The organism is Antarcticirhabdus aurantiaca (assembly GCF_009765365.1).
Taxonomy (GTDB): domain Bacteria; phylum Pseudomonadota; class Alphaproteobacteria; order Rhizobiales; family Rhizobiaceae; genus Antarcticirhabdus; species Antarcticirhabdus aurantiaca.
The window spans coordinates 29,773-51,162 of record NZ_VTOM01000014.1 but is presented as its reverse complement, the minus strand read 5'-3'; the positions used below and the strand labels follow the sequence as shown (position 1 = coordinate 51,162).

At 67.8% G+C, this 21,390-nt stretch carries 18 protein-coding genes and 1 pseudogene; 11 read left to right on the top strand and 8 right to left on the bottom strand.

Annotated elements, in window-relative coordinates; translation table 11 throughout:
* Positions 1-13: 13 nt before the first annotated feature.
* The 3 genes from FZN60_RS16880 to FZN60_RS16870 form a co-directional block, all read right to left on the bottom strand.
* Positions 14-853 carry an alpha/beta fold hydrolase gene (locus FZN60_RS16880; protein WP_158874669.1) on the bottom strand — a complete coding sequence of 280 codons (840 nt, stop codon included), beginning with the start codon at positions 851-853 and terminating at the stop codon, positions 14-16.
* Positions 850-1,965 (bottom strand): LLM class flavin-dependent oxidoreductase, encoded by a 1,116-nt coding sequence (locus FZN60_RS16875; RefSeq protein ID WP_158874668.1) that lies wholly within the window; start codon positions 1,963-1,965, stop codon positions 850-852. The genes FZN60_RS16880 and FZN60_RS16875 overlap by 4 nt, the downstream gene beginning before the upstream one ends.
* Positions 1,966-2,070: 105 nt before the next feature.
* The gene (locus tag FZN60_RS16870; RefSeq protein WP_158874667.1) at positions 2,071-3,012 is read right to left on the bottom strand and encodes a LysR family transcriptional regulator; all 942 of its coding nucleotides are present in this window, start codon (positions 3,010-3,012) and stop codon (positions 2,071-2,073) included.
* 106 nt (positions 3,013-3,118) lie between these two features.
* On the opposite strand from FZN60_RS16870, the gene FZN60_RS16865 reads away from it, so the two are divergent.
* The 4 genes from FZN60_RS16865 (at position 3,119) to FZN60_RS16845 (ending at position 9,578) form a co-directional block, all read left to right on the top strand.
* Positions 3,119-3,649, top strand: a complete 531-nt coding sequence (locus FZN60_RS16865) for a flavin reductase family protein (protein ID WP_158874666.1) — start codon at positions 3,119-3,121, stop codon at positions 3,647-3,649.
* 394 nt (positions 3,650-4,043) lie between these two features.
* Positions 4,044-7,220 carry a flagellin N-terminal helical domain-containing protein gene (locus FZN60_RS28950; protein WP_246726882.1) on the top strand — a complete coding sequence of 1,059 codons (3,177 nt, stop codon included), beginning with the start codon at positions 4,044-4,046 and terminating at the stop codon, positions 7,218-7,220.
* A gap of 417 nt (positions 7,221-7,637) precedes the next feature.
* A complete protein-coding gene (locus tag FZN60_RS16850; protein ID WP_158874665.1) occupies positions 7,638-8,558 on the top strand; it encodes a helix-turn-helix domain-containing protein in 921 nt (306 codons plus the stop codon).
* 276 nt (positions 8,559-8,834) lie between these two features.
* Positions 8,835-9,578 carry a hypothetical protein gene (locus tag FZN60_RS16845; RefSeq protein ID WP_158874664.1) on the top strand — a complete coding sequence of 248 codons (744 nt, stop codon included), beginning with the start codon at positions 8,835-8,837 and terminating at the stop codon, positions 9,576-9,578.
* Between the two features lie 189 nt (positions 9,579-9,767).
* On the opposite strand, the pseudogene FZN60_RS16840 reads toward FZN60_RS16845, so the two are convergent.
* Positions 9,768-10,676: pseudogene (locus tag FZN60_RS16840) on the bottom strand (NAD(P)-dependent oxidoreductase); the annotation flags it as partial.
* 147 nt (positions 10,677-10,823) lie between these two features.
* Between FZN60_RS16840 and FZN60_RS16835 the strand changes: the two are divergent.
* Together FZN60_RS16835 and FZN60_RS16830 are read left to right on the top strand one after the other, a co-directional pair.
* A complete protein-coding gene (locus FZN60_RS16835; RefSeq protein WP_158874662.1) occupies positions 10,824-11,990 on the top strand; it encodes a patatin-like phospholipase family protein in 1,167 nt (388 codons plus the stop codon).
* A 92-nt stretch (positions 11,991-12,082) separates the two neighbouring features.
* Positions 12,083-12,523 (top strand): RNA polymerase subunit sigma-70, encoded by a 441-nt coding sequence (locus FZN60_RS16830; protein ID WP_158874661.1) that lies wholly within the window; start codon positions 12,083-12,085, stop codon positions 12,521-12,523.
* Between the two features lie 118 nt (positions 12,524-12,641).
* On the opposite strand, the gene msrB is transcribed toward FZN60_RS16830, so the two are convergent.
* Both msrB and pncA read right to left on the bottom strand, forming a co-directional pair.
* Complete coding sequence (msrB, locus tag FZN60_RS16825; protein WP_158874660.1) at positions 12,642-13,052, bottom strand: peptide-methionine (R)-S-oxide reductase MsrB; 411 nt, start codon at positions 13,050-13,052, stop codon at positions 12,642-12,644.
* A 113-nt stretch (positions 13,053-13,165) separates the two neighbouring features.
* Positions 13,166-13,813 carry a bifunctional nicotinamidase/pyrazinamidase gene (gene pncA, locus FZN60_RS16820; RefSeq protein ID WP_158874659.1) on the bottom strand — a complete coding sequence of 216 codons (648 nt, stop codon included), beginning with the start codon at positions 13,811-13,813 and terminating at the stop codon, positions 13,166-13,168.
* A gap of 128 nt (positions 13,814-13,941) precedes the next feature.
* Between pncA and FZN60_RS16815 the strand changes: the two genes are divergently transcribed.
* From FZN60_RS16815 to FZN60_RS16795, 5 genes are all read left to right on the top strand, one after another.
* A complete protein-coding gene (locus tag FZN60_RS16815) occupies positions 13,942-14,400 on the top strand; it encodes a hypothetical protein (RefSeq protein ID WP_158874658.1) in 459 nt (152 codons plus the stop codon).
* A 93-nt stretch (positions 14,401-14,493) separates the two neighbouring features.
* Positions 14,494-15,348: a formyltetrahydrofolate deformylase gene (gene purU / locus FZN60_RS16810; RefSeq protein WP_158874657.1), complete on the top strand. Its 855-nt coding sequence runs from the start codon at positions 14,494-14,496 to the stop codon at positions 15,346-15,348.
* A 111-nt stretch (positions 15,349-15,459) separates the two neighbouring features.
* Complete coding sequence (locus FZN60_RS16805; protein ID WP_158874656.1) at positions 15,460-16,005, top strand: 2Fe-2S iron-sulfur cluster-binding protein; 546 nt, start codon at positions 15,460-15,462, stop codon at positions 16,003-16,005.
* Positions 16,002-16,985: an FAD binding domain-containing protein gene (locus tag FZN60_RS16800; RefSeq protein WP_158874655.1), complete on the top strand. Its 984-nt coding sequence runs from the start codon at positions 16,002-16,004 to the stop codon at positions 16,983-16,985. Before FZN60_RS16805 ends, FZN60_RS16800 begins: the two co-directional genes overlap by 4 nt.
* Positions 16,985-19,207 (top strand): xanthine dehydrogenase family protein molybdopterin-binding subunit, encoded by a 2,223-nt coding sequence (locus tag FZN60_RS16795; RefSeq protein WP_158874654.1) that lies wholly within the window; start codon positions 16,985-16,987, stop codon positions 19,205-19,207. The genes FZN60_RS16800 and FZN60_RS16795 overlap by 1 nt, the downstream gene beginning before the upstream one ends.
* A gap of 91 nt (positions 19,208-19,298) precedes the next feature.
* Here FZN60_RS16795 and FZN60_RS16790 read toward each other — a convergent pair whose 3' ends face one another.
* Positions 19,299-20,798 (bottom strand): tripartite tricarboxylate transporter permease, encoded by a 1,500-nt coding sequence (locus FZN60_RS16790; protein WP_158874653.1) that lies wholly within the window; start codon positions 20,796-20,798, stop codon positions 19,299-19,301.
* Between the two features lie 14 nt (positions 20,799-20,812).
* Positions 20,813-21,346, bottom strand: a complete 534-nt coding sequence (locus FZN60_RS16785; RefSeq protein ID WP_158874652.1) for a tripartite tricarboxylate transporter TctB family protein — start codon at positions 21,344-21,346, stop codon at positions 20,813-20,815.
* Positions 21,347-21,390: the final 44 nt, after the last annotated feature.

Sequence of the window (21,390 nt, the reverse complement as noted above, 5' to 3'; positions counted from 1 at the left end):
CCCAGCCATCGCGTCAGCCTACCACGGCCGCGGCCCAGGCGGGCTCCGCCGCGCCTGGGCCGAGGAAGGGGGCGACCGCGGCCTCGAAGGCCTGCGGGTCCTCCATGTTCGGCACGTGCGCGAGGCCCGGCAGAACGGCGAGCCGGCTTCCCGGCGTCGCCGCGGCCATGGCTTCCATCGCGGCCTTCGGCGCGCCCATGTCCTCCTCGCCGACGACGTAGAGGACGGGCAGCGCCAGCTCGCCGAGCTGGCGCAGATAATCGAGGCCCTGCAGCGCGCGGGCGCACCCCTCGTAGCCGGTCGGGCTCGTCTCCCGGATCATGCGCGCCGCCCGCTCGGCCGCCGCCGGATTGCGCTCGCGGCCCGCTGCCGTGAACCAGCGCTCCAGCGTGCCGGAAACGATCGACTCCATGCCGCCCTCGCGAATCGCCGCGACCCGCTGGTCCCAGGACTGCACGAAAGGCGGCGGGTTGTCGGCGCGCGCGTCGCAGATCACCATCCGCCCCACCCTTTCCGGATGATCGAGTGCGAGGCCGAGAGCCGTCATGCCGCCGAGCGACAGCGCCAGAACGTCGGCGCGCTCCGCCCCGACGGCATCAAGCACCGCCACCATGTCGGCGACGAGCATCGGGAAGTCGTAAGGCCCTTCGGGCGCGGAACTCCCCCCATGCCCGCGCGTGTCGTAGCGCACCAGGCGATGCGTGCGCGTCAGCCAGGCCAGCTGATCGTCCCACATGGTGAGGTCGGCCGCCAGCGAGTTCGACAGGAGGAGCCAGGGCTTGCCCGCGTCCCCGTCGACCCGCACGTTCAGCCGCGCCCCGTTCGACTCCACCATCCGCGTTTCGCCGCTCATTCCGCCGCCTCCCCCAGACCCACCTTGTCGCCGACCGCGGCGTTCACCGCGGGCATGACCGTCTCGGCCATCAATCGCATCGATTGCCGCGCCAGCGCCTCGTCCTTCCAGTCGTGCCCGGCATAGAGCAGCGTGCCGAAGGGGCCGACGCTCTCGCGGAAGGCCAGGATCTCGTCGGCCACCTTGTCGGGCGTGCCGTGGATCACCAGCCGGTCGAGCACGTAGTCCAGCGTCACCGCCTCGTCGGACATGGACTGGTCCTCCTTGAAGAGGTTCGCCCGGCCGTTCTTCACGAGCTTCGTCAGGAGCTGCTTGTAGTAGAAGACGTAGGGGCTGTCGGGATCGCGGGCATAGGCTCTCGCCGTCGCCGCGTCCTCGGCCACGAACACGCTCTTCGCAACGCGCCAGTTCGACAGGTCGCCCGGCCGCCCGCCCTGCTCGCAGCCCTGGAGGTAGGAGTCCTTGTGGGTCGCGACCCATTTCGGCATCAGGAAGTTCGCCGAGATCGGGTCCCAGCCCCGCGCGGCCGCCGCGGTCACGCCCCTCGAGAAGGGCGCCACGGCCGTGACGATCACCGGCGGGTGCGGGCGCTGGAGCGGCTTGCCGACGATGCCCTGGCCGATCTCCGGCAGGAGCTGGCGCTCGGTCGAGACGGTCCAGTAGCGGCCCTTGAGCTTGTAGGGCGCGTCCAGCGTCCAGATGTCGAGGATCATGTCGATCGCTTCCAGGAACATCGCGTTCCGGTCCTGATCGAGCGTCCCGAAGATCTCCGCGTCCGACAGAAGCCCGCCGGGGCTGATGCCGAAGTTCAGCCGCCCGTCCAGCATGTGGTCGAGCATGGAGATCTGCGCGGCGACGTGCGCGGGATGAATGTTGGGCAGGTTCACCGTGCCCGTGCCGAGCCGCATCCGCTTCACGCGCCCGGCGAGCGAAGCGAGAAAGAGGGTCGAGGAGGTGATGTTCTCGGCGAGGTCGGTGACGTGTTCGCCGCAATAGGCTTCGGAGAAGCCGAGATCGTCGGCGAGGATGAAGGCGTCCTGATCCTCCCGCAGCGTTTCGCGCCAGTCGCGCCCGAGCGGATGGATCGGCATGGTGAAGAAGCCGAGCTGCATGGCGGGCCGCCTCCTGGAGAAATCGTCGTGCCCGAGGTCTAGCGAGGCCCTCCTATCAGCGGGAAACGATGATTTCTGATGGAGGCAATCACGCGGCGTGATATCTCACGGCTCGACCGGCTGCGCCGTCACCTCCAGGATCGCGGCCCAGCGCGCGTCGCTCACGCGATATTCCTGCTCCAGCCGATCCAGGAACAGCGTCGCGGCCGGCGACAGCGCGCCCTTGGCCGCTTCGATGACGCGGTAGTCGACGGTGAGCGGCGGATCGAGGATCGGGTGAAGGGTGCGCACGCGCCCGTCGAGGTCGTTCGAGCAGATCGTGGCCGGGAGGATCGTCATCCAGTCGGAGTTGGCGACGAATTCCAGCGTCGCGATCATCGCGTCCATGTCCATGATCGCCTCGATCGAGAGCCCGTTCGCCTCGGCGAAGGCCTCGAAGCCGTCGCGCCGCGCGTTGCCGCGGGCCGGCAGGACGAGCTTCAAGCTCCGTCGCACGCGAAAATCCGCCGGAGCGAGATGCGCCAGCCCCTGCCCGGCACCCGCCACCAGCATCTCCTTGTCGGTGCCGAGATGGCGCGAGCGCACGCCCTCGCGCGGCGACGCCCGCGGCACGACGGCGAAGTCGAGTTCGCCCGCCGCGACCGCCTCGGTGAGGACGGCGCTGTAGGCCTCGACGATCTTCAGCTCGACGTGGCGGTAGTCGCGCGTGAAGCTCGCGAGAGCCGGCGCGAGCACGCCGCGCGTGAAGGTCGGCATCAGCCCGACGCGCAGCGTGCCGGTGACGTCGCCGGCGAGCGTCGAGAGCTCGGCCCTGGCCTTCTCCATCTCGCGCAGGATCTCGATCGCCCGGGCATAGAGCTTGCGCCCCGCAACCGTCGGCGCGACGCCCCGCGCCGAGCGCTCGAACAGCGTGACGCCGGTCACCGCCTCGAGGTTCTGGATCTGCATGGACAGGCCCGACTGCGTGGCGTGAAGCCGTCGCGCCGCCTTGTTGAACGACCCTTCCTCGTAGACGCCGACAAAGGAAGCGAGCTGGCGCAGATTCATGGGCTATCAGCCGAGCTGATGAGGACCTTCATTTCTTATCGTTATCGCTGAAGGCTGGCGAGCCCTATCTCGATCTCAACGATCCATCCCTTTCGAGATATCTCCCATGAGCGCCCTCGCCGTGAACATTCCCGCTCCGCCCAGCCCCGCCGTCGACCCGCGCACCTACCGCTCGGTGCTCGGCCGCTTCGTCACGGGCGTCACCGTGATGACGGTGGGCGGCGCCGGGCTCGGCCGGGCGGGGGTCACGGCCAACTCCTTCAACACCGTCTCGCTCGACCCGCCGCTGATCCTGTGGAGCCTGGCGCTCAAGGCGCCGAGCCTGTCGCTCTTCCGGGCCCACGAGCACTTCGGCGTGTCGATCCTCGCCGCGCACCAGCGCGAGACGGCGCTGGCCTTCGCCCGCCCCTCGCCCGACAAGTTCGCCGGCGTCGCCATCAAGCACGGGGAAACCGGCGTCCCGCTCGTGTCCGGCGCCATGGCCCACCTCGAATGCCGCGTCGCCCACCGCTATCCCGGCGGCGACCACGAGATCATCGTCGGCGAGGTCCTGCGCCTGACCGGCGGAGACCACCAACCCCTCGTCTTCCACGGCGGCCGGTTCTGCAACGTCCTGGAGGACGACCCCGCCGCCTGACGCGGCGCCCTTCCCCCAAACTCGTATCACCGCACGGGCCGCCCGGCACCGCCATCCTCGAAGCATCGAGGATGGCGGTGCCGGGCGGCCCGTTTTCGTTCGCGCGTCACCGGTCGGCGCCCGCCTCTCGGGCCTCGGCATGACGTCGCCGCCGTGCAGCCAATGGTTAACAAAAACCTACCAGCGCCAGCCGCTGAGACACGACGCCCCTTTTTCGAGACAAGAAGAGAGTAAATAAAGAAATAACAAAAAGAATAAAGTTAGTCTTTGCGCAAGGTCTGGCGGTAAAAATGAACCCAGAAGCAGCAAATACCAATAAGAACGTCAGCATCATGATGATGCGGCGAAGACTGCTTTCGCTGTCCCTTGAAATCTATTTGACTTGGGATAAGTCATGACCAGCGTAAACACCAATATCGCCGCGATGACGGCCCTGCGCACCCTGCAGGCGACCAACAGCGCGATGGAAGCGACGCAGAATCGCGTCTCCACCGGCCTGAAGATCGGCGAAGCCAAGGACAACGCCGCCTATTGGTCGATCTCCACGACCCTGAAGTCCGACAACAAGTCGCTCGCCACCGTCAAGGACGCCCTCAGCCTGGGCGCGGCGACCGTCGACACGGCCTATGAGGGTCTAAACTCGGCGAAGGATGTCCTCGACGAGTTGACCAAGCTCGTGTCTTCGGCCCGCCAAGACGGCGTCGACCGCACCAAGATCCAGGCTCAGATCAAGCAGCTCCAAAATCAATTGAAGTCGAACGCCGAATCCGCGGTGTTCTCGGGTGAGAATTGGCTTTCGGTCAATTCCACCAACCCCTCTCTTTATACGAATGACAAGAGTGTCGTCGCCTCGTTCAATCGTGCATCGTCTGGCGCGATCACGCTCGGCACGATCGATATCAATATCGCGAACGTCAAGCTCTTCGACTCAAACAACACCATCGCCAACAAGGGCATCCTCGACACGCGAGTCGCGCTGAAGAACGCGACCGGCGGCAACATGAACAACGCCGGGTTCTCGGCTGGCGTCGCTCCTTCCACGACCGCTCTCAACTTCGCAGCTCCGGCCACCGGCGGCGCAGGCAGCCTCGCTGCCGGCGCGAAGGTCGAGCTCGGCACGCTTAATCTGGCTGGCGTCAGCGGCGGCGACAAAATCACCTTCACGCTCAACGTCGACGGCACGTCGAACACCGTTCGACTCGACACCACCGGACTGGACAACTCGAATTTCGTCTCGTCGCTGCAGAGCGCCGTCGATCTTGCCGTCGGCAACAGCAAGGCGGTCGTAAAGGTCGGCGGCTCGACCACCGGCACGAGTGGCATGGTCACCATCGAGACCGCCACCAGCACCGGCACCTCCTCGACCATCTCGGTCGGCGCGATTACGCCGGTCGACGGCGACGGCGTGACGACGAGCACCGCGGGCCTGCTGACGACCGGCTCGCTGCCGGCTCCGAAGTTCGGCGCTTCCTTCGAAGCTTCGGCCGAGATGAACGGCCCCGCCGCCACCGTGTTCGCCGTTCCCGCCGCTCATGGCAGCTCTACCGTTGCAACGATGAACTTCGGCGGCACCTTCGCACCGCTGACCACGACTGCTACTGACACGCTGACCTTCACTGTCAACTACAACGGCGTTCCGAAAACCATTACGATCGGCAACGGCAATAACGGCGTCACATTCGCTGCCGGCACAACTTCCGCTGCCGATCTGCAAGGCTTCATGAATTCCGCGATTCAGGCGCAATTTGCCGGAACCCGGTCGACCCACAACGGTCGCCTCTACGTCGCCAACGACATCCAGGTGAATGCCGGCGTCACCGCGGTCGCGACCGCCGTCAAGGGCTCGAAGGAATCGATCCAGATCACAGGCATTTCGGGCACGGGCAACCTTGCCGGGCGTGCTGGCCTGGCGGCAGCAAACGCTACGGCGACCGGCGACGTGCGCTACAACGGTGCTGGCCTGACCGCCGGGGACACCTTCTCCTTCACCGTGCAGTATGGCTCGACCGTTCGGCAGATCAACCACACCTTCACCCAGAGCGAGTTTGCGCCTGGCGGAATCGCGGCCTGGACGACGGCGGGGCAGCCGACTGCCGCGGAGTGGGAGACCTTCCTCCAGAACAAAATCAACGACGCCTTCCTCACCGGCGGAACGGGCGCGGGCGGTGCCTGGAAATTCAACGGTACCGGCGCGGACTACGCTTCTGGCGACATCGACGTGAAGCAGACAGGCGGCGTGTTCAGCGTCGAGACCCGCAAGAAGGGTGCCGACATGTCCGTCGGCATCAGCAACGTCCAGGCTTCGATCTACGGCGTAGCTTCCACGGTCGGATCCGCGGGCAGCCGCCTCGGCTTGGCCGAGAACTCGATCTCAAACTACTACACCGACGCGGCCAACCCGGTTAAGACGGCCGGTGCCGGCGTCGTCGGCTACGGCAAGGCGACAGCTCCGGAGCAGATCGTCGGCGTCTTCGACAACACTCTCGTCAAGGGCAGCGACCGTATCTCGATCACGATCAATGTCGGCGGCACGGAGAAGACCGTTTCCGTTTTCACCGATGGCATGCTCGGGACCAATGCCGCCAAGGCAACGGATGCCGACATCTTCAAGACGCGGATGCAGAACGCCCTCGACGCTCAGTTCGGCGGAAACGTCGTGACCTTTGGTGTCGCTGGCGCGTCTGCCACCCCCACCCCCTACGCCATGACGCTGAAAACCGTTGCGACGGGCGCCACGTCTTACCTCGCGATCTCCAACGTCACCGCGCTGGACGGAACGGGAACCCCGGTGAATTCGATGTCGACCGCAGGCCTTCAGGCAGGAACGGGTAACCTCGGCATCACACGGAACGGCTCGAACGTCTCGTCCGCCTCCACGGCGGTCCTGGCGAGCGGCACGACCTTCGCCGGTCCCCAGACCATCGGCGCGAACGACAGCATCTCGTTCAACATCGTGCTCGACACAGGTCTGCCGGGCGAAGCCATGACCGCGATCACGGTCGATCGCGATCGCGTCGAAGCCGCCCTGCCCGGTCAGAACGGCGAAATCCGGAACGGCGCCGATTATGCGGCGGTGCTCAACAGCGCCTTCACGACAGCCGGCATCGGGGGACGGGTAACGGCATCCGCGCCGGGCAACGTGCTGACGCTGACCCGCGTCGGAGGTCCGGGCGCCGGATCGGTGGCGGTGACGGGCATCACGCCCAGCGCCGGCGCCAACACCATGTCGGTGGCGGAAATTGATCTGACAGACGGCCGTTTCACGTCGCTCTCGAGTACGGAACAGAAGACCGCAATCGACGCATACCTGAACGTTGTCGACGCCGCCCGCAAGAAGGTCATCGCGGCGGCCTCCGATCTCGGCTCGGCCTCCAAGCGCATCGACCTCCAGCAGAACTTCGTGAACAGCCTTATGGACACGATCGACAAGGGTGTCGGCGCCCTCGTGGATGCCGACATCACCGAGGAATCGACCAAGCTTCAGGCCCTGCAGGTCAAGCAGCAGCTCGGCGTGCAGTCGCTCTCCTTGGCCAATCAGGGCGCCCAGCAGGTCCTCCGCCTCTTCCAGTAAGGCACGGCGGCCGAACCGGGCAGGCTTGGGTCCGCCCGGTTCGGACGGGTCGCCGCGAGCGGCCGGGGGTCTCACTCCTCCCCGGCCGCTCGCTTCGTCGTGGGACGATCTGCGCGCGGTAGGCCGAAATTACGCGCAGTTTTTGTCAGCCGCGACCGCTTGCCTTGCCGGCTACGCAATCGTAAATACTACCAAGCAGTTAACCCGCGGTTGCGGTTCAGCACTTTCCATCACAGCTTCAATTCATCCGGCCGACACAGCGCGTCGTCCGCGACTGCAAGATCACGCCTCAAGATGACGTCTGTCGCCCGCGATTCATTTGCTTGCCATGAGCCTCACGTTCTTTGGGACAGTTGGAGGCATCATCTTTCCCCCTTCTTCGATCTCTCCCAGCGGGCGGAGACGGATATGGGATCGATGCCGTCGATGACGAACCTCCACCTTGGCGGAATTCTTGTCGGGGACGTTTCAACTCCGGCACAGGATCTCGAACGCTCGGCCCGCAAGGCTGCACGCCAGGGCGTCGACCACCTCGTCATGCAGTTCTACATGAAGGGCGGCTGCCGCATGACGACGGATGCCGGCTCGAGCGTCGCTCAAGGCAGGGCGGCGATCGTCTACGACCTTTCACAACCCCTGACGGTTCACTCCGATCAGGCGGCGGAAACGGTCAACGTTCTGGTGCCGCGTGCGTTCCTCGCCGAAGAAGGCCTGCCGCTCGAGCAGTATCACGGCGCCGTCCTCGACTATGCCGCCGATCCCATCGGTCAGATCCTGTTCTCGTGCCTGCGCGAGATCATCGGCTGCAGCGACCGCTTGTCGCCCCACCATCTACCGGGACTCAACGTCACCGCGGGGCGCCTCTTCGGCACCTTCCTGCGCGGCGCGACGCTGCGCAAAACCGACGCCTCGATGCGCAAGCGCATCGAGATCCGCAAGTTCATCCAGGACAATATTGGCCTGCACGAACTCGACGCCGCCCTCGTCCAGCAGCGCTTCGGCCTGTCGCGCGCCACGCTCTACCGCGACTTCGTCGAGGACGGGGGCGTCGGCAACTACATCCGCGAATGCCGCCTCGCCGCGGCGCGTCGTCTTCTCGCGCGTCCTGCCGCGAAGGGCGGGCGTCCTCGCGTGTCCAGCGTCGCCTACGCCACCGGCTTCTCCGACGAGAAGACCTTCAGCCGCGCGTTCAAGGCCCGCTATAGCCTCCTTCCCCGCGACGTACGCGCCGGCGAGGTGTCGCTGCCCGCTGCGGACGGCGACAGGCCGGACGTCCTGATGTGTTGGATCAAGGACTTGACGGGCGAGGCCAGCGCAGGCGCCATGGGCCGCGCTTGAGGCGGCACCACGACGAAGCGGAATGATGACTCGATATCGATCTGGCCTTGCATGCGCGTGACAACGAAGGCGGATCCGACGGCCCCGCAGTCAAACCCTGTAGACGCGGATGCCGGCCCGCTGCCTGGCCAATCCGCAAATCCGCCATCGGACGGAGCGTCGTTCGTCCTGCGCCCTCCCGAAGCGATCCTCGATCATCCTCGCTTCGCGGAGGCGCGCGCCTGGAACCTGGAGCGGAACCTCGAGGTCTACGGACCGCGGATGTTTCCGGGTCGCATGCCGTCCGACGTTCGGCGCACAGTTCTCATCGGCATCATATCGAGATCACTCGGCGTCGCCGGCGACCGGCACTCGGTCCTGACGCCCACCCGGCTGAAGGAACGGATGGAGGCCTTCGGCCTCTACAGCGCCCGCCAAGTCGACGCCTATCTCGCACGGCTGGTGGCGACCGGCTTCATCGAGATCACGCCGCATCCCGACGACCGCCGCGTGCGCGCGATCCGTCCCCTCGAGCCGCTCGGTCTGTGGCACGCGGCGATGCTGGATCTCTACTTCCATCCCCTGCAGCTGTTGTTTCCCAATCCCGCCTTCGACCTGATCCTGAAGCGCGACGTCGAGTTCCTGCCAGTCCTCGGACGGATCTCGACCGACGAGGAAGCATTGGCAACGGCTCGGCTGGTTCTCGGGCACGACCCTGACTATACGGCCCTGATCTCGCGCGGTAGCGGCGGCCTGCTGGTAAACGCCGTTTTGAAGCACCTTTCGGATACGGGACGGGCCGAGATGGAAGAAGCGACGATCGTGGCGCTGGGAACCGCCATCGGCCGCTCGCGCTCGCATCTGCGTAACCTCCTGACCGCCGCGATCGAGGCCGGCTTCATGGAGCGGGCCGGCGCCAAGGGGCAGGTGCTGCGCATCCTGCCTCGCCTCGTCACGACAGCCGAGCGCTTCTTCGCCGACTCGCTCCGCACCTACGAGTACACGTTCGGGCGGGCAGAACGAGCCTATCGGCAGGGCTGAGATGCTGCACCAGAAGCTTAGAGCGAGACGTACTTCTTCGCTGCGAGGAGCGGAGCCTAGGCCGCGCGTCGGCAAGCATCGAGAACCGTCCGCGCGACGCGTGAGAGCCGTCTCGCGCGCTCCCCGGGACGGAACACGAAAGCCCGGACGAACCGAACCGCGAGGCACCGTCGGGAGCTCGATCCCGCCTCAACCCGCGCCGTTCGCTTTCGCCACGTGATCCACGAGGTGGGGCACGTAGTCGTCCGGGCCGCCGCCGCTTGAGGAGACGGCGAGCGCGTAGGTGTTCTTCACCGCGCTCGACACGGTCGTGGCACAGCCCGACGCGTTCGCCATCGCCTCGACGTAGCGCATGTCCTTGTAGGCGTTGGCGAGGGTGAACTTGTGGGCGTTTCGGTCGCCCTCCAGGGCGTAGCCCATGAAGGTGCGGTAGAAGCCGCAGTCCATCCGGCTGCCGCGGATCACGCGGTCGAACTGCTCGACCGACAGGCCGGACTTTCGCGCGATCGTCAGAGCCTCGGCGTAGATGGCCCCGTAGCCGAGCGACAGGAAGTTGTTGATCAGCTTCATCCGATGCCCGTCGCCGACGCCGCCGATGTGGACGGTGCGCGCCGTCCAGGCGGCGAAGACCGGCTCGAGCCGGGCGAACACCGCCGGCTCGGCGCCGACCATCGCCTGCAGCTCGCCGGTCTCGGCCTGGGCGGGCGTGCCGCCGAGCGGCGCGTCGCAATAGTCGACGCCGCGCGCTTTCAGGCGGGCGGCAAGGCGCTCCGTCACCACGGGATCGGAGGTCGAGCAGTCGACGATCACACTTCCCGTGCGCAAGGCGGGCTCCAGGGCCGCGACGACCGACTCGACCGCCGCCGCATCGGTGAGGCAGAGGAAGACGACCGTGGACGCCGCCGCGAGATCGGCCAGCGACGTCGCCTCGCGCGCGCCGCGCGCCACGAGGTCCTCGACCGGTTCGCGGTTGCGGTGCCCGACCACGGTCAGCGGATAGTTCTTCTCGACGAGGTTCTTGGCGATGCCGTGCCCCATCAGCCCGACGCCGACGAAGCCGACGGTTTCCTGTGCGTCCCGATCCATCCTGTCCTCCCACGATCCGGCAGCCCGCGACCGCCCGGCCCGCTTCTATGGTCGAGCCTGACCGTCGCGTCGAGCCGGCATTCGATGCCCGTCGCTCTTGTCAGGCGTCGGCGGCATGGGGCAAGCGGAGCGCGGAACGGATCGAGGCGGACGGTGGGCATGGCGAGCGACGACGAACCGGCGCCGTTCGGGCCGCCCGAGCCTTCGGCGCGCGACCGGCACCTTTTCGGGCCGGGACCGAAGCGCATCCTGTCGCTCGACGGCGGCGGCGTGCGCGGGATCATCTCCCTCGCCTTCCTGGAGCGCATGGAGGATCTCCTCGCCCGCCGCCGGCATCGCTCGGTGCGGCTCCACGAGCATTTCGACCTCGTCGGGGGCGCGTCGACGGGCGCGATCATCGGCAGCGGTCTGGCGCTGGGCTTGAGCGCCTCGCAGGTGCGCGCCTTCTACGAGACGCTCGCGCCGCAGGTGTTCAAGCGGTCCTTCTGGCGGGTGAAGGGTCTGCAGGCGAAGTTCGACGCGTCGAGCCTCCAGGCCGCGCTGGACGCGCGCCTCGGCGACCGCCGGCTCGACTCGGAGGACCTGCGCACGGGCTTCTGCCTCGTCATGAAGCGGATGGACACGGCGAGCCCCTGGATCGTCTCGAACAATCCGTGCAGCCGCTTCTGGAACGGCGCGGAGGGTTCGGACCACGGGGGCACCCGCGCCTTCGAGCTGACGCGGCTGATCCGCGCGAGCGCGGCGGCGCCGCATTATTTCGACCCCGAACTGATCGCGGTGGACGGCGACGGGACGGAGGGGCTCTTCATCGACGGGGGTGTCTCGCCCTTCAACAACCCGGCGCTCTACCTCTTCCTCCTGGCGACGCTGCCGCAGCACGGGTTGGACTGGCCGGTCGGGCCCGAGCGGCTGACCATCGTCTCGGTCGGCACGGGGCTCTTCCGCAACCGAATGACCGGTCGCGACAACCGCCGGCTCAGCGCCATCGGCCTCGCCTTCCGCGCGCTGTTCGGCCTCGTGATGGACACGCAGTTCCTGACCGTCGGGCTGATGCAGGCGCTCGGCGAAACGCCGACGCCTTGGACGATCAACGCGGAGGTCGGCGCCATGTCGGGCCTGCCCCTGCCGGGCGGCCCGCTCTTCCGGCACGTGCGCTACGATGTCCGGCTGGAAGCCGACTGGCTGAGGTCGGAGCTGGATCTCGCGGTCTCGCCCGCCGAGCTGCGGCGGCTCCGGATCATGGACGACCCGCGGATCATCCCACTCGCCTATCGCATCGGCAACCTCGCGGCCGAGCGTCAGGTGCGGCTGGAACACTTCATCTGACGCAAAGTCCTGCAGCGCCTTGATCTTCGGCGCGAAACCACCAGAATGAATCGGGAACCTTAGGGAAGGTTGCGAGCAAGCGGGAGCGAGTCGTGACGACGCTGAAGGAATTCGAGGACGCGCTGCGCGAGCAGAACATGCACTATGCCCTCGCGATCCTGGAGCGCCTGCGCGAGCGCGACCGGGCCAAGCGCTCGATCGCCCCGGCCCGGCGGATCAGCGGCCGCAAGATGACGCCCGATCTCGCGCGCGCCATTCTCGACATGCACGCGACGACCAAGATGACCCAGCAGGAGATCGCCTTCCAGCTCGGCGTCAACCAGGGTCGCGTCAACGAAGTGATCAAGCGCGGCAAGTGGTTGACCGACGATCCCGCCACGCCGGAGGCGCAGGCCCGCGACAAGGCCCTCGACCGGGCCGACCGCGGGGTGGGCACCCAGCCGAAGGAGCCCCTGCGCGCGCTCCGGCGCCTCGCAGGCAAGCCGCCCGTGCCGGTCCGGGCGAAGAATCAGCTGAGCCTCGGCGACTTTTAGGGCGCCGGCCTCGATCGCGGATCCGGCCCGCACCTCTTCCCGACGCGACCTCCCCTCACGGGGAGATACGTCGGCTATTCATCCGGCGGGGGCAGCGCCGCTTGTCGCGAGCCGGCGGTCAGCCGGCCGCCTTCGGCTCGAAGTTCATCGCCACGCCGTTGATGCAGTAGCGAAGCCCGGTGGGCGGCGGACCGTCAGGAAAGACGTGGCCGAGATGGCTGCCGCAGCGGGCGCAGTGGACCTCCGTGCGGACCATGCCGAACGAGCGGTCGGTGGTGGTCTCGACGGAGCCCGGAACGGGGTCGTTGAAGCTCGGCCAGCCGGTGCCGCTCTCGAACTTCAGGCTGGATTCGAACAGCTCCTGCCCGCAGCCAGCGCAGGTGAAGCTGCCCTGGCGCTTCTCGTGGAGGAGCGCGCAGCTGCCCGGACGCTCGGTCCCGTGCTCGCGCATGATATAGTACTGCTCGGGCGTCAGGATCTCGCGCCACTCGGCTTCGGTGTGGCTCACCGGATAGGTCTTGGCATCCATGAACGGACCTCCTTCTCGGAATCGAGGCGGCCATCCGCCGCCGATTCCTGTTCGCGTCCTCAGATAGGATGCGCAGGCGCTTGGCTCCAGCGCCGGTACGGGCGCTGCGGCGATCAGGCCGGCTCGTGCGCCTCGATGTCGGCCGCCCGCACCCGAGCGACGCCGGCTTCGTCCATCGCGGCGAAGGCAGCGTCCAGCGAGCCGTTCATGTCGATGGCGCGGCAGGCATCCTCGATGACCACGACGTCGAACCCGGCCTGCCGCGCGTCGAGCGCCGTCCACAGGACGCAGAAGTCGGTGGCGAGGCCCGCCACGAAGACGCGCGACACGCCGCGTTCGGCCAGATAGCCCTTGAGGCCCGTCGCCGTCGTCCGGTCCGCCTCGCGGAAGGCCGAATAGCTGTCGACGTCGGCGTGGAAGCCCTTGCGAACGATCATCTGGGCATGCGGCAGGTCGAGATCGGCGTGAAAGTCGGCACCGGCCGAGCCTTGGACGCAGTGGTCCGGCCAGAGCACCTGCGTGCCGTAGCCGAGCTCGATCGTGCCGAAGGCATCGCGGCCATGGCTTGTCGCGAAGGACACGTGGCCGGGCGTGTGCCAGTCCTGCGTCAGGACGACGACGGGAAAGCGGCGGCCGAGCGCGTTGAGGAGCGGCACCACGGCCGAGCCGTCCGGCACGGCGAGCGGTCCGCCCTCGCAGAAATCGTTCTGGACATCGACGACGACGAGCGCGTCGGTATGGGTCGGTCGAATCGCTGCCATGCCGCGACACTGCCACGGCCGTCGGGAGCAAGAAAGGCCGAATGGCCGAGCCCGCGACGGCGTGCGGATTGAAATCGGGCCGCGGCGCTCTTTCTTCGACCGCACCGCACAACGAGGCCCGCCGTCTCATGCCGCATGACCGTGCCCTTCTCGCCGCTGTTCTCGCGCTCGCCCTTCTGCCTGCCTCGGCGGGGGCGCAGGCGCCGCAGGCCGCTCCCGCGGCGCCGGCATCTCCGACCGAGCCGGCGCCCGCTGCCCCGAGCGCCCCTCCCGCCGACGACCCGCTGGCGGCCGATCGCGAGGACGGGTCTCTCGTGGAGACGCCCGTGGACGAGCGGATGGTCGAGGTGTCGCTCGGCGATTGGGGCGTAAAGAACGAGGTCGCGTCCGCGCTGGAGGTCGGCATCTCGGACGTGCCGCTCACCGTCGTCGTCGACACGAACCTCGCCGCCGAGGTCTGCCCGATCGGCCAGGACGATCTGTCGGAGCAGAGCGTGGTCGCCGCGACGCGCACCTGCGCGGCCAAGACCTTCGTCCCGGCCCTCGCCGACCGGGCGCGCGAGCAGATGCGGCCGCCCGCGCGCTGACACGGCTTGACCGGCCATGTCGCGCATGGGCAAGACCCGGCGCGGCGCCGGCTCGATGGTTCGCGCCGCAACCTGCGAGCGGGAGCCCCAGCGATGTCCGAGAACAGCTTCGTCCTCACCCTGTCCTGCGCGGACCAGCCCGGCATCGTCGCCGCGGTCACGACGGAGCTGTTCGAGGGCGGCGCCAACATCGCCGAGAGCGCCCAGTTCTGGGACCGACAGACCGGCCGCTTCTTCCTGCGCATCGCCTTCAACGCGTCGGAGACCAAGAGCCGCGACGCCTTCGAGCGCCAGCTCCAGCCCGTCGCCAGTCGCTTCGACATGAAGCTTTCGATCGCCGATCTCGCCCGCCGGCCGCGCGTCGTCCTGATGGTGTCGAAGTTCGACCACGCCCTTCTCCACCTCCTCTACCAGGTCCGCGCGGGCTGGCTGAACGCGGACGTGGTGGCGATCGTCTCCAACCATCCCGACAGCCGGCGCACCGCGGAGATGGAGGGGATCCCCTTCCATTACTGGCCCGTCACCGCCGAGACCAAGGCCGAGCAGGAGGGGAAGCTCCTCGCGCTAGTGCGCGACGAGGACGTCGATCTCGTGGTTCTCGCCCGCTACATGCAGGTCCTGTCGGAGAACCTGTCGAAGCGCCTGTCGGGCAAGATCATCAACATCCACCACTCGTTCCTGCCGAGCTTCAAGGGCGCCAAGCCCTACCACCAGGCCCATGCCCGCGGCGTGAAGCTGATCGGCGCGACGGCCCACTACGTGACGAGCGACCTCGACGAGGGCCCGATCATCGAGCAGGAAACCGAGCGCGTGACGCACGCGATGGACGCGGACGACCTGGTGGCGGTCGGCCGCGACGTGGAATCGCGCGTCCTCGCCCGCGCCGTGAAGTACCACCTGGAAGGCCGCGTCATGCTGAACGGCCACAAGACGGTGGTCTTCCGGTAGGCTGACGACCGCGTTCGGCACGGACGCATCGGGGCCGGCGAACCAAATCGCCGGCTGCCCATTACCCCTTTCGATTTGGAATGGTTCGAAGCTGGGCCGCCGACAGGCGCCATGCTTCGATCGCCGACGAAAGGGTTTCGCGTGATAACGCTCACCGTCAACGGCGCCGAGCACAAGCTCGACGTCGACATCCGCACGACGATCCTCGACGCGCTGCGCGACCATCTAGGCCTCACCGGCTCGAAGAAGGGCTGCGACCACGGTCAATGCGGCGCCTGCACGGTCCTCATCAACGGGCGCCGCGTCAATTCCTGCCTGACCCTCGCCGTCATGCACGAGGGCGACGAGATCACCACGATCGAGGGCCTGGGCGAACCGGGCAACCTGCATCCCATGCAGGAAAGCTTCCTGCATCATGACGGCTACCAGTGCGGCTACTGCACGCCGGGCCAGATCGTCTCGGCCGTCGGCATGCTCGGCGAGGTCAAGGACGGCTGGCCGAGCCACGTCACCGGCGACATCGCTCATGGCGGCGCGGACCTCTCCAACGAGGAAATCTCCGAACGCATGAGCGGCAATCTCTGCCGCTGCTCGGCCTATCCCAACATCGTCGACGCCATCCGGCAGGTCGGCACCACCGGAAAGGGCGCGGTATGAAGTCCTTCGCCTACGAGCGCGCCAGCGATCCCAAGGCAGCCGCGGCCATCGCGTCGCGAGCCCATGCCCGCTTCATCGCCGGCGGTACCAACCTCCTCGACCTGATGAAGATCCAGGTGGAGACGCCGGAGACCCTGGTCGACATCACCCGTCTGCCGCTGAAGGAGATCGCGGAGGCCGATGGCGGCCTGTCGATCGGCGCGCTGGTCACGAATTCCGACCTCGCCGCCGACGAGCGCGTGCGCCGCGACTACGAGGTTCTGTCGCGTGCCCTTCTCGCCGGCGCCTCCGGCCAGCTGCGCAACAAGGCGACGACCGGCGGAAACTTCCTGCAGCGCACGCGCTGCAGCTACTTCTACGAGACGAACGCGCGCTGCAACAAGCGCGAGCCGGGCTCGGGCTGCGACGCGATGAACGGCTTCAACCGCATCCTCGCGATCCTCGGCACCTCCGACAAATGCATCGCCTCGCACCCCTCCGACATGGCGGTGGCGATGCGGGCGCTCGACGCCGAGGTCGAGACGCTGAAGAGCGACGGCTCGACGCGCCGACTGACGCTGCCCGAGCTCTACCGCCTGCCCGGCGACACGCCCGAGCGCGACACCAACCTGGAGGCCGGCGAGCTGATCACCGCGGTCCGCCTGCCCAAGCCCCTCGGCGGCACGCACATCTACCGAAAGGTGCGCGACCGGGCGTCCTACGCCTTTGCCCTCGTCTCGGTCGCCGCCGTGATCGGTGTCGAGAACGGCCGGATGGAAACCATCCGCCTCGCCTTCGGCGGCATCGGCACCATGCCCTGGCGCGACGCCCGCGTCGAAGAAGCGCTGATCGGCGAGGCGCCGAGCGCCGCGCTCTTCGCCAAGGCCGCCGACATCCTCCTCACTGAGGCCAAGGGGCACGGCGAGAACGACTTCAAGATCCCGCTGATGCGCCGGGTGCTGCCCGCCGTCTTACGCGAAGCCACGGGAGTAGCCGCGTGATGGACGACCAGACCGTTTTTAAGATGGACGAGCCCGTCGGCGAGACCCGGCTCGACACCGCGGCGCAAGGCCTCATCGGCAAGCCGCTCGACCGCTTCGAGGGACCGCTCAAGGTTTCCGGCCGCGCCCCGTACGCCTACGAGAACCTCGCCGGCGACCCGGACGTCGCCTTCGGCTACCTCGTTCTGTCCGGCACGGGCGCGGGCACGATCCGCTCGGTCGACACCTCGGCCGCGGAAAAGGCGCCCGGCGTCCTGGCGGTGATCCACGACGACAACGGCCCCCGCGCCTCGGCCGACCCGAACGACCAGCGCCCCGCCGCGATCAAGGGCGAGGTGGTCCATTTCGGCCAGCCGATCTGCGTCGTCGTCGCCGAGACCTACGAGCAGGCGCGCGACGCCGCCCGCCTCGTGAAGGTCGACGTGGAGACGAAGGAGGGGCAGTACGACCTCCTCGCCAATCGCGACCGCGCCCACAAGGCGCAGAACGGCGCCATGCAGGCGGAGGTGACGAAGGGCGACTTCGACACGGCCTACGCCAATGCCGAGGTGACGCTCGACGTCACCTACACGACGCCGAGCCAGAGCCATTCGGCGATGGAGCCGCACGCGGCCACCGCCAAGTGGGACGGCGACGAGCTGACCATCTTCGGCTGCTACCAGCTCGTCTCGACCAATGTCGGCCAGCTCGCGAAGACGCTCGGCATCCCGAAGTCCAAGGTCCGGATGCTGAACCCCTATATCGGCGGCGGCTTCGGCGGAAAGCTCGGCATCGGGCCGGAATCCGTCTTCGCGGCCATCGCCGCCCGGCAGCTCGGGCGGCCGGTGAAGATCGCCCTCACCCGCCAGCAGGTCTACCAGGCGACCTCGCGCCGCTCGGATACGATTCAGCGCCTGCGTCTCGGCACCACCCGCGACGGACGCATCACGGCGCTTGCCCACGATACGATCACTTCGAACTCGCCGGGCGACGAGTTCTTTGAGCCGACCGGCATCTCGACGGTGTTCCTTTACGCCGGCGAGAACCGGCAGATCACCCACAAGCTCGCCGAGCTGAACCTGCTCCTCTCCTCGTCGATGCGGGCGCCCGGCGAGGCCGTCGGCATGCTGGCGCTGGAAAACGCCATGGACGAGATGGCGGAGAAGCTCGGGCTCGATCCGATCGAATTCCGCCGCCGCAACGAACCGGAGGTCGACCCGCAGGACGGCAAGCCCTTCTCCTCGCGCTCGCTCGTTCAGTGCATGGAGGAAGGGGCCAAGCGCTTCGACTGGGCGAACCGGCCGAAGGCGCCGGCCTCGCGTCGGGAAGGCGAGTGGCTGATCGGCATGGGCATGGCCGCGGCCTCGCGCAAGAACCTCTTGCAGCAATCCTCTGCCGCGATCAGCCTCAGCTCCGACGGGCGCTGCGTCGTGTCGACCGACATGACCGACATCGGCACCGGCACCTACACGATCCTCCAGCAGATCGCCGCCGAAATCCTCGGGCTGCCGCGCGAGCAGGTCATCGTGAAGCTCGGTGATTCCGACCTGCCGCAGGCTCCGGGCTCCGGCGGATCGTGGGGCGCGAACTCGGCCGGCTCGTCGGTCTTCGTCGCGGCCGAAGGCGTCGTCGCCAAGATCGCCGAGAAGCTCGGCGTGAAGCCGGACGAGGTGACGATGAAGGACGGGACGGCGATCGCGCACAACAAGCAGACGCCGCTCGCCGAGATCCTGAAGGGCGAGACGATCACCGTCACCGGCACCTTCAAGCCGGGTCGCACCTTCAAGGACACGCACCAGGCGAGCTACGGCGCGCACTTCTGCGAGGTGGCCGTCAACGCGGTGACCGGCGAGACGCGGGTGCGGCGCCTTCTCACCGTCGCGGCGGCGGGGCGCATCCTCAACGAGAAGACCGCGACCTCGCAGTGCTACGGCGGCCAGATCTTCGGCATCGGCTCGGCCCTGACCGAGGAGCTCGTCGTCGACACGCGGACGGGGCTCCTCGTCAACCACGACCTCGCGGAATACCACGTGCCGGTCAACGCTGACGTGCCGCAGCTCGAAGTGGTGCTTCTGCCCGAGCGCGACCGGATCGCGAGCCCGCTCGCCGGCAAGGGCATCGGGGAACTCGCCATCTGCGGTGTCGGCGCGGCCGTCACCAACGCGGTCTACAACGCCTGCGGCGTGCGCGTGCGCGACTATCCGATGACGTTGGACAAGATCCTGCCGGGCCTGCCAGCCTGATCAGGCACGGTCGACGAATGCAGAAAGGCCGGGCGCCTCGTGGGCGCCCGGCCTTTTCGTTGCCCGCCGATTGACCCAGCCGACGACCGGCTCAGTCCTCCTCGGCCTTGAACTTGCGCAGCTGCTTCGTGGCGAAGGGGAGGATCAGGGCGAGCGCGGCGATGGCGAGCAGCGTCGCCGAGCCCGGGTTCTCCAGGAGGATCATCGGGTCGCCGAGGCTGATCTGCAGCGCGCGCCGCAGCTGGTTGTCGGCCATCGGCCCGAGGATCAGACCGACGACCGCCGGCGCGATGGGGTAGTCGTAGCGGCGCATCAGGAAGCCGATGAAGCCGAAGATCACCAGCATGATCAGCTCGACCGGCGACGGGTTCGCCGCGATCGTGCCCATGGCCGCGAAGACCAGGATGCCGGCATAAAGCCACGGCAGCGGCACCGCGAGGAGCCGCACCCAGATTCCGATCAGCGGCAGGTTCAGGATGATCAGCATCGTGTTGGCGATGAACAGCGAGGCGATGAGGCCCCACACGACGTCCGGCGCCTGCGCGAAGAGGAGCGGCCCCGGCTGAAGGCCGTATTGCTGGAAGCCGGCGAGAAGGATCGCGGCGGTCGCCGAAGTCGGCAGACCGAGCGTCAGCAGCGGCACCAGCGTGCCGGCGGCGGACGCGTTGTTGGCGGCCTCGGGCCCGGCGACGCCCTCGATGGCGCCCCTGCCGAACTCTTCCGGGTGCTTCGAGAGGCGGCGCTCGGTCGTGTAGGACAGGAAGGTCGGGATTTCGGCGCCGCCCGCGGGCAGCGCGCCGATCGGGAAGCCGAAGCCGAAGCCGCGCAGCCAGGGCTTCCAGGAGCGCTTCCAATCCTCCTTCGTCATCCAGAGCGAGCCCTTCACGGGGATCGGCTTTTCCGGCGCGTGGAGGTGGCGCGACACGACGTAGATCGCCTCGCCGATGGCGAAGAGGCCGACGGCCAGCGTCGTCACCTCGATGCCGTCGAGGAGCTCCGGCACGCCGAAGGTCAGACGCGCCTTGCCGGTCAGCTGGTCGATGCCGATGACGCCGAGGACGAGGCCGAAGGCGAGGCTGGTGAGACCGCGCAACGGCGAGGAGCCGAACGTCGCCGACACCGTGACGAAGGCCAGCACCATCAGGGCGAAGTAGTCCCAGGGCCCGAAGTTCACGGCGACGCGCACCAGCCACGGCGCCAGGAAGGCGAGGCCGATCGTCGCCAGCGTACCGGCCACGAACGAGCCGATCGCGGCCGTGGCGAGCGCCGGGCCGCCCCGGCCCGCGCGGGCCATCTTGTTGCCCTCGAGCGCCGTCACGACCGAAGCGCTCTCGCCCGGCGTGTTCAGGAGGATCGCGGTGGTCGAGCCGCCGTACATGCCGCCGTAGTAGATGCCGGCGAACATGATGATGGAGCCGCCGGGATCGAGGCGGAAGGTGACGGGCAGGAGCAGCGCCACGGTGAGCGCCGGGCCGATGCCGGGCAGCACGCCGACCGCCGTGCCGAGCACGACGCCGATGGCGGCGAAGAGAAGGTTGATCGGCTCGAGCGCGACGAGGAAGCCGCTGCCAAGGGCGAGAAGTGAATCCATTGCGATCGCCCCTTTTACTGCGCGCTCGACCCGAAGAGGCCGGAGACCCAGCCGACGACGCCGTCCAAGCCGATGAGTACGCCGCGCTCGATGCGGCCCGACGGGAGGCCGAGGCCGAGCAGGCGGTTGAACAGTATGTAGATGAACAGGCCGAGCACGAAGCCGATGGCGATGTCGGCGATCAGCGCCTTTCGACCGAAGGATCGGGCCGTGAGGGCGAAGAGGATCGTCGAACCGAGGATGAACCCGCCGCCGAAGGCGATCGAGGCGATGAGGCCGAAGAGCCCCGCGCTCATCAGACCGACGGCGCCCCAGTCGGCCTCGTCGGGGGTCGGCAGACCTTCCTTGAAGGCCGCGACGAAGTGGCCGACGCCGAGCACGGCGAGGAAGGCGGCGATCACGAAGGGCACGGCCGAGGGGCTGATGCCGTAGGTGAAGCCGGCATGGATGTTGTTCGCATCGTAGGCGACGACCGCCGCTGCCGCGAGCAGCACGACGCCGACGATGATCGCCGGGCGGTCCACCCGCCGGCCGGACAGGTTCGACATGACGATGTTCTCCGGAGAAGTCGAAAAAAGGCCGCCCGGCACGA

Bases quoted from the DNA above. Each gene is read 5' to 3' on its own strand.
- pncA (WP_158874659.1), bottom strand. From the start codon at position 13,813: ATGGCAGCGATTCGACCGACCCATACCGACGCGCTCGTCGTCGTCGAT.
- FZN60_RS16865 (WP_158874666.1), top strand. From the start codon at position 3,119: ATGAGCGCCCTCGCCGTGAACATTCCCGCTCCGCCCAGCCCCGCCGTC.
- purU (WP_158874657.1), top strand. From the start codon at position 14,494: ATGTCCGAGAACAGCTTCGTCCTCACCCTGTCCTGCGCGGACCAGCCC.
- FZN60_RS16790 (WP_158874653.1), bottom strand. From the start codon at position 20,798: ATGGATTCACTTCTCGCCCTTGGCAGCGGCTTCCTCGTCGCGCTCGAG.
- msrB (WP_158874660.1), bottom strand. From the start codon at position 13,052: ATGGATGCCAAGACCTATCCGGTGAGCCACACCGAAGCCGAGTGGCGC.
- FZN60_RS16795 (WP_158874654.1), top strand. From the start codon at position 16,985: ATGGACGACCAGACCGTTTTTAAGATGGACGAGCCCGTCGGCGAGACC.
- FZN60_RS16875 (WP_158874668.1), bottom strand. From the start codon at position 1,965: ATGCAGCTCGGCTTCTTCACCATGCCGATCCATCCGCTCGGGCGCGAC.
- FZN60_RS16835 (WP_158874662.1), top strand. From the start codon at position 10,824: ATGGCGAGCGACGACGAACCGGCGCCGTTCGGGCCGCCCGAGCCTTCG.
- FZN60_RS16805 (WP_158874656.1), top strand. From the start codon at position 15,460: ATGCTTCGATCGCCGACGAAAGGGTTTCGCGTGATAACGCTCACCGTC.
- FZN60_RS16870 (WP_158874667.1), bottom strand. From the start codon at position 3,012: ATGAATCTGCGCCAGCTCGCTTCCTTTGTCGGCGTCTACGAGGAAGGG.
- FZN60_RS16800 (WP_158874655.1), top strand. From the start codon at position 16,002: ATGAAGTCCTTCGCCTACGAGCGCGCCAGCGATCCCAAGGCAGCCGCG.
- FZN60_RS16850 (WP_158874665.1), top strand. From the start codon at position 7,638: ATGCCGTCGATGACGAACCTCCACCTTGGCGGAATTCTTGTCGGGGAC.
- FZN60_RS16845 (WP_158874664.1), top strand. From the start codon at position 8,835: ATGCCGTCCGACGTTCGGCGCACAGTTCTCATCGGCATCATATCGAGA.
- FZN60_RS16815 (WP_158874658.1), top strand. From the start codon at position 13,942: ATGCCGCATGACCGTGCCCTTCTCGCCGCTGTTCTCGCGCTCGCCCTT.
- FZN60_RS16785 (WP_158874652.1), bottom strand. From the start codon at position 21,346: ATGTCGAACCTGTCCGGCCGGCGGGTGGACCGCCCGGCGATCATCGTC.
- FZN60_RS16880 (WP_158874669.1), bottom strand. From the start codon at position 853: ATGAGCGGCGAAACGCGGATGGTGGAGTCGAACGGGGCGCGGCTGAAC.
- FZN60_RS28950 (WP_246726882.1), top strand. From the start codon at position 4,044: ATGACCAGCGTAAACACCAATATCGCCGCGATGACGGCCCTGCGCACC.